The organism is Pectobacterium parvum (assembly GCF_020971565.1).
GTDB lineage: Bacteria > Pseudomonadota > Gammaproteobacteria > Enterobacterales > Enterobacteriaceae > Pectobacterium > Pectobacterium polare.
Genome location: NZ_CP087392.1, coordinates 1236378 through 1250372, shown reverse-complemented (window position 1 = coordinate 1250372; position 13995 = coordinate 1236378). Strand labels below are relative to the sequence as shown.

Here is a 13995-nt window from a genome sequence, read left to right as displayed (position 1 = left end):
CTAGCCAACGACGCTAATACAAAAATAGGCAATAAAAAGATGGGTGGAGGATAAGGGTAACGATCTGCATCTTAACAATTAAAGAAATGATGGAAATATTAAATAACCAAAATGACTAAATGGTTTTTCTGATAGTCCTTATTGCTTAAAGTGTTATGCCTGATAGCACGTGCGCTTCATGGCTATTGCGGGAGAAATGTCGGTAGGATGTCGTGAGGAAGAAGGGCTGCCGTGCAGCCCTCTATGTAGACGATACTCGCTAAATTTTCAGGACCTTCATGCCGAAATCGTCAGGATGAACGATATTTTCGAGCTGACCGACCTGCTGCAAGTCGCCATTAGAAACGACACTGCTGATATTGGTATCCGGAAAGCGCAGGTTTTTGATGAGATGCACCATGATAGGCTTACCCTTTTTATCAATATCCATCACCCACCCGAGGAAGCCTCCCGAATATTTCGCCAGACTGCCGATGGGGTAGAGGCCATAAATCTGCACGTATTTGACCAGCACGGCCTTATCATAGGCCGCGTTAGCCTCATAGATGTTGCGATAGGCAGCCAATGGCGTGCGGGGAGAAACACCATTACGCGCATGCCTGAGCTTATTAATCGCCTTAATCACAGAGACCAATCGGACTAACGGCGATAATTGATCGGCGCGTTTGCCTTGCGGATAGCCGCTGCCGTCCAAACGCTCGTTAGCATTCTCAATCACATCACGACAGGTGGGGGTCATCACCCAGCCTAGTTCACGTAACTTCGCGCACAGCTCCGCCACATGACCGCTCAGGATCGCTTTCTGCGCCGGATTCATATTGACCTTGAGCGACGGCAGACGGGCGTTAACCAGCAGCGGCTTGCCCATCGTGTGGAGTAATGCGCCTAACACCGCCTCACGCACATGGGGATCGTGTGGATCGGCAATTAACAGCATGTCGGCCAATCTGCCAGCAACCTGCACCGCATGCCTGACCCAATCAGCCTCATCGCGTAGGAACGACAGCGCATACAGAAAAGCCTTTCGATCTTTTTTGACCATATACAGCAAGGTATCGACACAGTCATAAAAGATCTCAACGGGCAGTTGATTGCGCGTTTTGATGTACATCAGCCCAATCTGAAGCCGGTGGGCAACCTCCATGACGCCGCGTTCCATCGGCGTCTGACGGGTACGTTTCTCCCGCTCCTGGCTTTCTCGCAGCAACAGATTTTTCTCCTTAGTGCCCGGAATGAACAACGGAGACGAATACACCATGCTGCCAGTCATGCCGGTTCGGTATGCAGCCTCTCTTTCCGACTCGTTTGTGTAGTGAAGCAAGGCCTCAGACTGGGATGAGGACAAATTGATAAATTGGATACCAACGGCCGCATAGCCATTATTCCCAAAGGGACGTATATGGCGAATTTTCCCCTCGGCATAAAAGCTTTCTCCGTTAGGGAATTCAAGCGTAATGCCAGGGATGTCTTGACCCACTTCAATCGCAATACTCTCAACCAGATCGATTTCGACCAGACATCCACCGGTCGATAAATTACGCAGCGTTCCGGGCACATTCAGCGTGTGTAGATAAACTTCAATGCGAGCACGAGCCTGCATGCCAAGAATAAAGGGAATACGAATCGCGCCCCTGTTTTCAGTGACAAAAACAGATTCTGGCAAGCAACACTCCAGACGATAAAACATACTGTCCGTCTTGAATAATTGGGTAGAAATATTACACAGACTGTAGGTTTCTCGTTCGATGTTATCCGTGCCTTTGAGCGCCTCCAGATCAAAATTCAAACCACCATCAGCAAGATATCTGTCGATATCCGAGCCAGAGTATTCCACATCTAACACGATACGGTTTTTATCCGGATTCAATTCCGCAACGTCTGCCTTTAATGCATATAGCATATCCTTGGCATAGATAGACATCACATAGGGATGTTGCAGTAATGCGCTAATCACTTTAGCGGGAGGAGGAGAAAAGTGTTCCACGATAAGATCTACCTATTAACGCGACAGTGATATACCCCAAAATCCAAAAAGGATTTCTCTTTTAATAGAAACGAATATTTACACGAAATTAAATTTTTACACAAAAATTAACACGGTAGAAAAACACCTATTATTACTGAGTAAAACCTCTCCCAGATTTAATTTATGCGTTTTTCTTCACCCAGTGCCATTACGAAACGACGATCTTCACATCGTTTATCATCCTAACAAGGATGCTATGAAGTCACAACGCTCGCACACACCCATCAAATCGATTAAAATTCAAACAAAAACAAAATAAAAACCAATTAAACAAAAAACAATGGAATTAAAAATCAATTAAATAATAATTAATAGAATAAAACACCAATATCAACATAGATTTAAACGATCATTATTTTTTAGTTAATAGTCAAAAGCTATCAAACATGAATAATTGATCATTTAAAACAATTTCCAAATATTCCAAATTATTGTGTAGAATCCAGCCGAGTAACGCTATGGAATTCCTATTTCTATGGAGAGGGTGAGTAATCAGTAAAATGAATACAACAACATTGAATATCGATGGAAAAATTCTTAGGCTGACAGCAGAGTTTCAGCCTATTATCCATCTCCCTCAAAATAAAATATTCCGCTATGAAGCCCTCGCCAGGTTTTATAACTCAGAAGGCGTTTTAATATCGACTCAGCAGACCATCGATAAAATTGAGGAGTGTAAAGCCATCGATAAAGTGACAGATTTTATTTTTGATGTGGTCTGTCAGGTAATAAAAAACAAAAGTAGCATGACAATATCATTCAACCTGTCACATTTACTTTTTAATAATTCCGCCTATCTGGAAACGTTATACCAAAAATGCCTCATGCATGAGGTTAACCCACAGAATATAGAAATAGAGATCAGTGAAAAAACGACTCGGCAGCAGCTAATAGATGGGATACCGTTTTTAAATCAGGCCAAGAAATATGGCTTTATGATTTCATTAGATGACTTCGGCGCAGGAAATCTACAAATAGACAGCCTGAGCTTGTTTGACTTCGATACCATAAAAATCGATCGCTCTATTATCGATGGCATCGGGAAAGAAGAGATAAAATCACAAAAACTAAAGGTCTTATTGAACAAACTCATTCCTCTTGGCGTAAACATTATCTGTGAAGGCGTTGAGAAGGCGACCGATTTAAACCGGTTAAATAAATATCACCCTATTGGGATTCAAGGGTATATCTTCTATCGCCCACTCACATTCAGCCAATTAAGGCTGCTGGAAGGCTTTTAGCTGGCATCTTCGATTTTTCTGCCTCGCCAACAACACCTTAGACGATCGCGATTAGCGAACAGGCTCACATTTCTGGCGTTTGCCTCAGGAATTTATCCTCTGCGATAACACATCAATGCGATACTCACGCCAGTGGCAACGGGAGAAAAACGATGTGGCAACGACGCGCGCTGGAACTCAATACGCAGGATATTTGGCACTGGCAGCAGGTCATCTCGGTCGTCGATTACGCCCGTGAGCACGGCTTTACTACGCTGGTGCTGGGCGCAGCGGATTTGCTGGACAAACTGGTGACGCCGGAAGCCTACAATAACGCACGTTTTGACGATCGCATCAGCAGCCAGCAGCGTTCACGCTGTGTTTATCTGAATCAGGTCGCGGCGCACTGCCGTGAACAGGGGCTGGCGCTGTATCTGCAATGTAAAGAGCTGTCGTTTCCCACAGATCTACTGCTTCATCACCCGGAATTGCTGGACGACACACATAGCCTCCGTATGGATACCGATTTTTGGTGCGACTACCTTGCCGCCAAAGTCGAACTGCTGATGCAGCAAATTCCGCGTCTGAGCGGCCTGCTGCTGGCGATCTCCAACAGCGATAGCCTGCTGCGCTTTTCCGCCCCTTCCGGCGATGCGATCAACGGCGTCGTTCCCGTTACCACGCACTGGCCGACCAACGCCGACAGCGAGCAAATCTATCACCGCTTATTCTCCGCCGTCGCACGCGTGATGCACTATCACCAGCGCCATCTGGTATTGCGTGCGTTTCCCGCCAGCCATCAGGATATCGGTAATGTCCTGAACGCCATTCGCACGCTGCCGGAATCCGTCTCTGTCGCCATCAAAGTCACGCCGGAACGCTTCTGGCCTGAGTTCCCCAATAACCCCGCGCTGCTGGATATCAGCGGGCGTGAAGTCTGGGTTGAGCTGGATCTGGCTGGCGAAGAGGTCGGCTGGGGCAATCTCCCCTTCCTGCGCTACACCGAAGTTCAAGGGAGACTGCTGTGGTGCCGGGAGAAAAATCCCGCAATAGTCAGCGCCCTGTGCCGCATCAGTTGGGAAGGGGTCGATAATCACAGCGTGATCGGCACGCTGAGCGAATTCACGCTGTTTGCCTGTTCCCGACTGCTGACTAACCAGACCGCAGCGGCAAACGAAAGCACGCTGTTTGCCGAGTGGCTAATGACTCGCTACCAATGGCAGCCGGACGATACCGTGCTGCATGCGATGCTCGCCTTGCTGGATCAGGCTCATCAGGCCATTTCTCTGTCGCTGTATGCGCGTCACCACGTTTTCCATCGTCACAGCCTGCTGCCGACCAGCTTTGGCCAGGCGATCTGGAGCCTGTACGGCCAGCTCAACCGTAACCACTGGCTGCCGGGTTCCGGTCAGGATATTACGTTCGATCCGCAGCATGCGGAGCTGGCTTCGCAGAATCTCTATCACATTGCGAAAGAGAAAGATGCCGCCTGGCAGTTGGCGGAACAGTGCCAGCAGGCCGCACTGCAATTCTCCCGCGAACACACGATGCCGGAAGCGCTTAGCGTGCGCTGGCAGCAGGAATGGCGCGGTCTGACGCTGTATTGCCGCGCCTTTGTTCACGCGCAGAAAGCCTTCTTTACGCTGCACTACTGCAAACAGGTGGAGAACAACTGGACGCTGCGGGAAATCGCCAAAACCAATATTCAGGCGCTGTACGGGATTGGGCATGAGATGGAGGATTTCTGCCTGCAACACCGGGATTATCCGGTGAGCCTGCATGTGATGTTTGATGCCGGGCGTCCACGCGCGTTAGCCGATAGCCTGCAACAGCAGTTGGCTGAACTCACGTAACGCACCGGCACCCTACCTTAATCAATAACGATCTTAATCAGTAACGATCTAGCGAATCACCCGTTTCAGAATGCGCTCACCTGAACTGCTGAAGTTTTTTGCCGATTCTTCCACGCTCTTCTTGCCATAGTCGAGCTGTTCAATGGTTTGCAGGATCAGGCTGGCCAGCTGCGGATCTTCAAGATACGAGGACACGGGCGTTTTCATTGGTTTTTCTAGCGCCATCGAGAGCCCGGCAACCGACAGATCGTTGGTATCCAGCTTCTGCTTTTCCTCCAGCGTTTGTCTGGCGATACGGCTGAGCGGAATGCCGCGCTCGATGCCCATCAGCAGCGCACCTTCAGGATCGTTCATCAGATAATTCAGCAACAGCGCCGCTTCTTTTGGGTGCTTGGTATTCTTACTGATGGCAAACAACATCGACGGTTTGAAGAACTGCCCGGAGTTATCCGATCCCGGCGTCATGATGTAAGGCCCTAATTCGAGCTTACCCGGTGCTGCCAGCGGATCGGCGTACTTCTTCACGACCGAAATCCACAGGTGTGCCCCACCGTATTCCCCGTTAATCCAGGGGCGTGTTTCATACATGCCGACTTTACCAAACGCGTTGTAATACTTCGAAGACGGCATCACATGTTCGTCGATCAAACGTTTATAGAAGCGAAACGCCTCGATCCACTGCGCCTCGCTGTAGTTAAAGCGCTTGTTCTTTTCATCGATCATGCCGATCTGGTATTTCTGCGTCATGTAATAGTTGATCAACTCCAGCACACCTTCGCCGCTGTCCTGCGCAGGCGAGGCGATAGGGAAATAATTATCACCCAGTTTCTCTTTAAACACCTTGCCCGCCTGGAACAGCTCATCCCAGGTGGTAGGATACGGCAGCCCGGCCTTCTTCCAGGTTTCCGTGTTGTAGTACATCACCAGCGCATTCAGCGAGGTGGAAATTGCGTTCACCTTGCCGTCGATGGTCGCGGGTTTCAACGCATCTTCGGGGAAATCCTGTAATTTCAGCGTATCGGTCAGCTTATTCAGGTCATAAAATCCGGTGCCCGTCTTGGAAAAAATCGGCAGCCAGTTCCAGTTTACCTGAAGCACATCCGGTTCTTCACCGCTGGCAATCTGCGTTGTCAGGCGGGATAGGTGCCCGTCCCAACCGGTATATTCTGGTCTCACGCTGATGTTCGGATACTTTTTCTGAAACGCTTCCAGCGCCGTCAAGGTCGCTTGATGGCGGCTGTTTCCTCCCCACCAGGAGAGGCGTAATTCCACAGGTTCAGCGGCCTGCGCGAACGAACAGAGCGCAGAGAAGGCGATGACAATCAGTCCAGGTAATCTCATTTTTCCCCCAACGACATTATTATTGTGTTTGTGCGTGTGTCTGGCGTACTGGTGTGGCGTATGGATGAGAAAGCAGGTCGGGTACACAACCGCCTATTGTCTTGGGAATCAACCTCTCCCTGACCCTGACAAGATAGGCAGAACCCTTTTTATCGCGCTAGTCATCACGGCCGGAAAACGTGTGATTTGCGGGGCTGACGGAAGAAATGCTGATGACCGCACCGCGTTAGTGGGCGTTTCAACCACGCGGTGTGAGCCCTATGTGACGCGGCAGGGAGGTGCCTCACATCATTAACTGACGCACCACACCAAAAAGAGATTTAATTCACAAATAAGAAACACAAAAACAACAAAACCACGCCATGTGCGCGGCAAAAGAGAAAAAACGGCGTAAAAGTGTGATGAAACACACACGGCATAACGCGCCGCATCGCCCTCTTCGTTATGCCTTTCACATTCTCTGACGCCGCGCGCCGTGCGCTGTGAAGCCCGCTCCAACCTACGCAGATTTCACTACGACAGCCACAGCCAAAGGCCAGCAAACGTGCTGCAATCGGAGCAGGCTCGATCAGATAGGATACAGCGATGAAGCACTCTATTCAGTCATACTCCCCCGCCGCCGACGGCATCACGCCGGATACTGCCCTCTTTCAGCAGGCTATCGATCGGATTGCGGCACAGGGCGGCGGCACCCTGACGGTGGAACCGGGGCGCTATCTGCTAGGGGGATTACTGCTGCCTTCCAATTTTTGTCTGCAATTGGAGGCAGGGGCTGAGTTAATCGTCAGCGGTGACTATGAACAGTTTGCGCAGGCCACGACGATCAGCATGGCCGAACTGTCGCACCGGGCATTTCTTTATGCCTATCAACAGCGCAATATCACGATCTGCGGTCAGGGTAAGATCATGGGAAATGCCGACGCCTATTTCTCTGCGGAACCCGACGATCAAGGCTATCGCCTGCCTGCACAACATCGCCCGCGTATTGTGGTCTTTGAGGATTGCGAACGCGTCCGTCTGTGTGACTTTACGATTGAACATGCCCCGATGTGGACTGTGCATCTGGTCAGCTGTCGCCACATCATCGTCGAACGTCTGACGATTGATAACGATCTGAGCATGGCAAATACCGACGCGCTGGATCTCGACAGCTGCCAGCAGGTGCAAATCAGCAACTGCTCGCTGAGCGCCGCCGACGATGCGCTGTGCATCAAAACCACTAATAAGCCGCCCCATCTGCAACGTAAGGTGCAGCAGGTCGTCATCAGCAATTGCCTGCTGCGATCCAAGAGCTGCGCCCTGAAGATCGGCACCGAAACCTTTGCCGACATCGAAGACATTTCCGTCAGCAACTGCGCCATTTACGATACCAACCGTGCGATCGGCCTGATCTCACGCGATGGCGGCGCATTCCGACGCCTGCAATTTAGCAACATCACATTCCAGTGCGTCGCCGCGCATCCGTGCCACTGGGGCAAGGCCGATCCGATCTTTATCTCCGTACGCTATCGCGATCCCGCCATCGAGCCGGGCCGGATCGAAGCGGTACAGTTTTCTCAGATCGCCGGTGTCAGCGAGGGAGCGATTAACCTGCACAGCACGCCCGCAGGCTACATTCGGGATATTCATTTCCATGCCGTGCATCTCGAACAGCGGCAGAGCGACTCACCGGAACAGGGCATGTACGATGTGCGTCCGCCCTGTAATCCAGAACGTCCGACGGGTCTGGGGTTGGACAATGCGTATCGGGTCGATCCCACAACGGGACGCGCATTCGGCGTTGAGCACTACCCTGGCGGCATGCCCGCGCTCTTTGCCCGTGGCGTCCTGAACCTGACCACCCGCCACATGACGATCCGCCGTCCCGATCCGTTGCCCTCCGGCTGGCATCATGCGGAGATCGTGCAGTTGGAAGAATAAGCACTTTCGGGTAGTATGCGACGGTTTTTTGCATACTATGTTCTGAGAGCTCCTTTTTCAGAACGAAACCGGGAACATCGCTATGGTCACTACACTATTTAAAGATTTTCAGTTTGAAGCCGCGCATCATCTGCCCCACGTACCAGACGGCCACAAATGCGGACGGCTGCATGGGCACTCTTTCATGGTGAGACTGGAAATTACCGGTGAAGTGGATCCGTATACCGGCTGGGTGATGGATTTCTCTGAGCTGAAAGCCGCGTTCAAACCTACGTGGGAACGGTTGGATCATCACTATCTGAATGAGATCCCCGGTCTGGAAAACCCAACCAGCGAAGTGCTGGCGCACTGGATCTGGCACCAGTTGAAGCCAACATTACCGCTGCTCAGCGCCGTGATGGTGAAAGAAACCTGCACCGCCGGCTGCGTCTATAAAGGCGAGTAATAAAGAAGTGGGGGTGCTGTAGTCTGGCGTGAGCATCCCTCTCTCACGCCGCGACGTTCAGTCGCTATTATCAGTAAATGAATATCAGGCGATATTCAGGTATTTATGGGTCTGCATAGACAGCCGCCAGTTGCGGGCAATGCAGGTCTCGATACACAGTTTGGTCGCATCGTCTTTCTGGCTGATCGGCTGTAGCGCCACAATACGCGGCTTATCATCATCAAGCCGCGCCAGTAATGCATCCAACGCTTCAATGTCACGCTCACGCGCCACCGGATGTTTTATTTCATCCGCTCGTTGCAATGCCTGATCGAGCACTTTCATACCGCCACGCATATTCACCTTCGGCGATACCGTCACCCAGGTTTTTGGCGAACAGCGCACCTCATGAGTGCCGCTGGTTTCGATCTGGCAGCTGAAGCACTGCTTTTCCAGCTGTAGCGTTAGCGGTGCCAAATCGTGGATACAGGGTTCACCGCCGGTGATCACAATGTGGCGTGCCGTGTAGCCTTGCTGCGCCATCCGCGCCAGAATGTCGTCCGCGCTCGCCGCTCCCCAGGCATCGCTTTCTTCCGTTTTTACCAGCACCTGATCCAATGAGGTTTCCCGCTCTGCCAGCTTGTCCCAGGTATGTTTGGTATCGCACCAGCTACAGCCGACCGGGCAGCCTTGCAGGCGCACAAACACCGCCGGCACACCGGTAAAATAGCCTTCGCCCTGTAACGTCTGGAACATTTCATTAATCGGGTACTGCATGGTTTTCACTGTCTCTCTCACTTAAAAATGCATTATACCCTAAATCATTCGCGTTGCAGGATGGCGGAAACGCCGTGGCAAATCTGGCGGGAACACGTCAACGTCAGGACAGTTGAGTAATTTGGCCCGTGCGTCAATAATCAATCTGTTGTTACAACTTCACCTGCTTTCATATGTTTCATTATTAACAAGGATAAGAATCAATGAAGTTATTGAAACCTCTCGCCCTATTACTCATCTCGAGCGCCTTTGTGCCTGCATTTGTTCAGGCGCAGGATATCGCTCAGATTAAAACTCAGCCGGGTTATTACCGCATGGTGCTGGGCCAGTTTGAAATTACCGCGCTGTCTGACGGCACCAATACCATGCCGATGGATAAGCTATTACAACGCACCCCGCCGGAAAAAATCACCGAACTGCTGGCAGAGAAGTCACTGACGCCGCAGGTGGAAACCTCTATCAACGCCTATCTGGTCAATACCGGGAAACACCTGATTCTGATAGATACGGGCAACGGTAAACAGAGCAACCCTACGGTCGGAAAAGTGCTGCCGAATCTGATTGCGGCGGGCTACAAACCGGAACAGGTCGATACCGTATTGATGACTCACCTGCACGGTGACCATTTTGGCGGTCTGGTGCAGGACAAGAAACTCAGCTACCCGAATGCCACCGTGTATGTCAGCCAGCCAGAAACCGACTTCTGGCTCAGCCCGGATAATCTGAAGAACGCACCAGAGAACAGAAAATCCGCGTTCCAGCGCGTGCAAAGTACCTTTGATGCTATTCGCAAAGAGAACAAGCTGAAAACGTTCCCAGCTCAGCAAGCCGCATTGTTACCCGGCATCACCGCGATTCCGAGTCCGGGACATACGCCGGGACACACATCTTTTCTGATCGAGAGCGAAGGTAAAAAACTGCTGGCGTGGGGAGACATCATTCATGCGGAAGCCGTGCAAATGAGTTTACCAGCCACCACCATCAGCTTTGACTCAAATATGGATCAGGCGACGGAATCCCGTAATAAAGTGCTGTCCGACGCCGCCAGCCAGGGTTATTGGGTTGCAGGCGCTCACCTGCCCTTCCCCGGCATCGGCCACGTCGGTACGCGTCTGGAACGCAACGGCACCACCAATGGTTATCGCTGGCTTCCGGTGAATTACAGTGTGGCAGGGTTGTCGCAATAATCTCCTTACCGTCACTCAAGGAGTGGGGGCCGCCCCCACTCCTTAGTCCCTATTCCGCCATCAGCTCGCGCAGCATGCGCTCAGGGTTGTTCAGGAAAGCGCGCGTAATCTGGTAGTGCTCCGTTTCCTCATACGCAACCTGCTGTATTCCGTCTTCACCGAACTGAAAGATAGTGGCATCGGGATACGCCATCAGGATCGGAGAGTGGGTTGCGATAACAAACTGCGATCCTTCCCGGATAAGATCGTGCATCCGGGCAAGCGCAGCCAGCTGTTTGCTGGGTGACAGTGCAGCTTCCGGTTCGTCGAGCAGGTAAATCCCCTCTTTACCAAACCGATTGAGCAGTAGCGCCATGAAGGATTCGCCGTGGGATTGTTCATGCAGCGAATGACCGCCGTAGGAGTTAATCACGGGCGGACCAAAACTGGGTTCGCTATCCAGCCGCTCAATTTCCGTCGCGACATTGAAAAAGCTCTCAGCGCGTAAGAAGAAGCCGTTTTTAGGTTTCTTAATCCCTTTAGCCACCCGCAGGAAATGCGACAGTCTGGAATGCGAGATACGGGTACCGAAGTTGAAATTACGGGTGCCGCCTTCCGGGTTGAACCCCATCGAAACAGCAATGGCTTCTAGCAGAGTGGATTTTCCTGATCCGTTTTCACCGATAAAAAAAGTGACTTTCGGGTGCAGATCCAGCTTATCCAACGAGCAAATCGACGGAATAGAAAACGGATAAACCTCAAATGAGTTCACCTTTTCATGTGCTAGCGCGATTCGGCTGACGTATTGCGTTGAGATCATTCTCAGTCTTCCTGACGGGTAATGAGAAAAAATATCCTAGCATAGCGGTAAAAGAAAAAACGCCCGTATCGCTGAGATACGGGCGCTATGCTGATTCCCGACAGTGTTGCCTCACATTGTCGGATCAGCCACTCACATCAATATCAGCGTGCTGGATTAGAACGCATAGTTGACGGTCATCGAGACGCTGCGCGGCGCGCCATACACGGCATAAGGCGCAAGATAGTCGCTGTACTCTTTATCGAATAGATTATTGACATTCGCCTGTACCGCCAGCTGTTTGGTCACCTGATAGCGGCCAAACAGGTTAACCAACGCATAGCTGCCCTGCTCGGCGCGCAGCGTGGTGTTCTGCGGTCCGGAGCCTTCCTGCCAGATACCATTTTGCCAGTTCACGCCGCCGCCAACGGTTAACTCCGGCAGCGTTGGCAACTGGTAGCGGGTAAACAGCTTGAACGACGTGCGCGGCTGCTCTGGGTTAACCGATTGACCATCTTGATCGTCAACGACATAGCGCGAACCACCAAACGTCATTTGCCAGTTATCCGTCACGGCGCCGTTCACTTCAAATTCGATCCCTTTGCTGACGACACCATCAACTGAACGATAGGCAAATTCTCCGCCACCGCCAGGAATCGCGATTCCCGTTGATTGCCCTACGTTATCCTGCTCAATGCGGAAAACGGATACCGATGCTGTCAGGCGACTGTTATACCAGTCTCCTTTAACACCCGTTTCGTAGTTTTTACCCGTCGTTGGAGACAGATATTTTTTATTACTATCTTTATACGTTTGCGGTTGGAAGATATCGGTATAGCTGGCGTACGCCGACCAGGTATCGTCGATGTCATACACCAGACCCACATAAGGCGTGACGCGATTATTGCTGGTATCCCCCGTCGAACCAATGATGCTCCAGTCGGTATAACGCGCACCAGTAATCAGGTGCAGCGGATCAGCCAGAGAGAAACGGGCTGAGGTATAGAGCGATTTTTGGCGCGTGGTTGAGTGTTCATAATCCGCCCAAACTCCCCCCACAAAAGTCCCATTAACCCAAGATCCCCATGTAGGATCGGCAATGTTGCCATTCCAATTGTAGTAATTGCCCATATCTGTCGGGCTGATCGTGGCTTGCGTATTATAGAACTGACTGCGTTGTCGACTGTAGCTGCCACCTATCACCAACTCATGCTGGCGTCCCAGTAGCTCGAACGGGCCTGAGGCGTAAGTGTCAATCGCATCAACTTTACGAGTGCCTTTATTCCATCCACCGTAAGCACCGACATTACCGCCGAACGGATCAACCAATATTCCGGTATCTTTATCTGGGAAACCATTGGCATACATCAGTTTGGAATCGAAGTTGGTTTCACCATGCGTCCCGTTCATACGCACCTGCCAGCCGTTATCAAAACGTTGAGTCAGATCGGCAAAGACTTTTCTCGATGTTTTATCGGAGTAGCTCCAGTTCGGTGCGGAGTTAAAACTACGTCCGAAATGCGTACGGCTGCCGTCAGTGAACCACGTCGGCAATCCGCCCCACGTTGGGCTATCGGTATTGGCTTCCTGATAATCATAACCGAGGGAGAGCGTCGTCGAATCGGTCACATCGGCATCAATCACGCCGTAGACGAATTTTTTGCGGCTGTGGTAACGGTCGAGCCAGGTGTCGTTATCCTGATAGCCCGCAATGACGCGCCCACGCACATTACCGGACTCCGTCAGCGGCGCGGACAGATCGGTCACCATCCGCTGTTTATCCCACGACCCGTAGCTGCCGGATACCGAGCCTTTGAACTCGCGGCTGTCCGCATGCTTACGCACCATGTTTACCGCGGCAGAAGGGTTGCCCGTTCCGGTCATTAACCCAGTCGCCCCACGCACCACCTCAATACGATCGTAAATCGCCGTGTCTGAGCCTGAATCACCAAAATCCCAAATTTCATTCACCACCGTTGGAATATCGTCGAACAGGTAGTTAGTGATGCGGAAGCCACGCGCGAAATACGTCACACGTTCGGAGTCGATAATTTTAGAAGACACACCCGTCGTGTTCGCCATCACCTCACCAATCGTCTGCAAGCCCTGATCTTCGATACGCTGCTGGCTGATGACGCTCACCGACTGTGGGATATCACGCGGTGTCAGCGTCATCTTCGTTCCGGCGTTAGTCACTTTCACGCTGTAATCCTGCGGATCGCTGGCTTCCGCGCTGGCATTGGCATTAGCGCTAACGACGAGCGTATCACCTGAAGCCGGGTTTTCTTCGGCAGCGGCCTGAGCAGGTAGGAAAGAGGCTGAGATCAACAGGGCGAGAAGAGAGACTCCGAATGGTTTTACTCCGGCCAGCGAAGAATCACAAACGCGCGTTTTTTCGGCGCGAGTAACTCTAAAAGACATGGTATATCCTCGGTTAACTGATGGTGATTTTGGCGAGATGCTGAGGCG

Annotated in this window: 10 protein-coding genes; 5 read left to right on the top strand and 5 right to left on the bottom strand. The window is 51.5% G+C overall.

Annotation, left to right across the window (positions count from 1 at the left end):
- Positions 1–259: 259 nt before the first annotated feature.
- A complete protein-coding gene (locus LOZ86_RS05550; protein ID WP_039484877.1) occupies positions 260–1984 on the bottom strand; it encodes a PilZ domain-containing protein in 1725 nt (574 codons plus the stop codon).
- A gap of 542 nt (positions 1985–2526) precedes the next feature.
- On the opposite strand from LOZ86_RS05550, the gene LOZ86_RS05545 reads away from it, so the two are divergent.
- Positions 2527–3267, top strand: a complete 741-nt coding sequence (locus LOZ86_RS05545) for an EAL domain-containing protein (protein ID WP_039484879.1) — start codon at positions 2527–2529, stop codon at positions 3265–3267.
- 152 nt (positions 3268–3419) lie between these two features.
- Positions 3420–5099, top strand: a complete 1680-nt coding sequence (locus tag LOZ86_RS05540) for a hypothetical protein (protein ID WP_039484881.1) — start codon at positions 3420–3422, stop codon at positions 5097–5099.
- A 48-nt stretch (positions 5100–5147) separates the two neighbouring features.
- On the opposite strand, the gene LOZ86_RS05535 is transcribed toward LOZ86_RS05540, so the two are convergent.
- The gene (locus tag LOZ86_RS05535) at positions 5148–6440 is read right to left on the bottom strand and encodes an ABC transporter substrate-binding protein (RefSeq protein WP_039484885.1); all 1293 of its coding nucleotides are present in this window, start codon (positions 6438–6440) and stop codon (positions 5148–5150) included.
- 585 nt (positions 6441–7025) lie between these two features.
- Between LOZ86_RS05535 and LOZ86_RS05530 the strand changes: the two genes are divergently transcribed.
- On the top strand, positions 7026–8360 hold the full coding sequence (locus LOZ86_RS05530; RefSeq protein WP_230242950.1) for a glycoside hydrolase family 28 protein: 1335 nt from the start codon (positions 7026–7028) through the stop codon (positions 8358–8360).
- A gap of 82 nt (positions 8361–8442) precedes the next feature.
- Entirely contained in the window at positions 8443–8805 is a 363-nt protein-coding gene (queD, locus tag LOZ86_RS05525) for a 6-carboxytetrahydropterin synthase QueD (protein WP_010309068.1), read from the top strand.
- Positions 8806–8889: 84 nt separating this feature from the next.
- Here the strand turns inward: queD and queE are convergent, their stop codons facing one another.
- Positions 8890–9561, bottom strand: a complete 672-nt coding sequence (queE, locus tag LOZ86_RS05520) for a 7-carboxy-7-deazaguanine synthase QueE (RefSeq protein ID WP_039484891.1) — start codon at positions 9559–9561, stop codon at positions 8890–8892.
- Positions 9562–9764: 203 nt separating this feature from the next.
- Here queE and LOZ86_RS05515 point away from each other — a divergent pair, with 203 nt between their 5' ends.
- A complete protein-coding gene (locus LOZ86_RS05515) occupies positions 9765–10748 on the top strand; it encodes an MBL fold metallo-hydrolase (RefSeq protein WP_039484893.1) in 984 nt (327 codons plus the stop codon).
- A 49-nt stretch (positions 10749–10797) separates the two neighbouring features.
- On the opposite strand, the gene LOZ86_RS05510 is transcribed toward LOZ86_RS05515, so the two are convergent.
- Positions 10798–11547 carry an AAA family ATPase gene (locus LOZ86_RS05510; protein WP_039484895.1) on the bottom strand — a complete coding sequence of 250 codons (750 nt, stop codon included), beginning with the start codon at positions 11545–11547 and terminating at the stop codon, positions 10798–10800.
- A 156-nt stretch (positions 11548–11703) separates the two neighbouring features.
- Complete coding sequence (fhuE, locus tag LOZ86_RS05505) at positions 11704–13947, bottom strand: ferric-rhodotorulic acid/ferric-coprogen receptor FhuE (protein ID WP_230242949.1); 2244 nt, start codon at positions 13945–13947, stop codon at positions 11704–11706.
- Between the last annotated feature and the right edge of the window lie 48 nt (positions 13948–13995).

Bases quoted from the DNA above. Each gene is read 5' to 3' on its own strand.
- fhuE (WP_230242949.1), bottom strand. From the start codon at position 13,947: ATGTCTTTTAGAGTTACTCGCGCCGAAAAAACGCGCGTTTGTGATTCT.
- LOZ86_RS05545 (WP_039484879.1), top strand. From the start codon at position 2,527: ATGAATACAACAACATTGAATATCGATGGAAAAATTCTTAGGCTGACA.
- queE (WP_039484891.1), bottom strand. From the start codon at position 9,561: ATGCAGTACCCGATTAATGAAATGTTCCAGACGTTACAGGGCGAAGGC.
- LOZ86_RS05540 (WP_039484881.1), top strand. From the start codon at position 3,420: ATGTGGCAACGACGCGCGCTGGAACTCAATACGCAGGATATTTGGCAC.
- LOZ86_RS05535 (WP_039484885.1), bottom strand. From the start codon at position 6,440: ATGAGATTACCTGGACTGATTGTCATCGCCTTCTCTGCGCTCTGTTCG.
- LOZ86_RS05515 (WP_039484893.1), top strand. From the start codon at position 9,765: ATGAAGTTATTGAAACCTCTCGCCCTATTACTCATCTCGAGCGCCTTT.
- LOZ86_RS05530 (WP_230242950.1), top strand. From the start codon at position 7,026: ATGAAGCACTCTATTCAGTCATACTCCCCCGCCGCCGACGGCATCACG.
- queD (WP_010309068.1), top strand. From the start codon at position 8,443: ATGGTCACTACACTATTTAAAGATTTTCAGTTTGAAGCCGCGCATCAT.
- LOZ86_RS05510 (WP_039484895.1), bottom strand. From the start codon at position 11,547: ATGATCTCAACGCAATACGTCAGCCGAATCGCGCTAGCACATGAAAAG.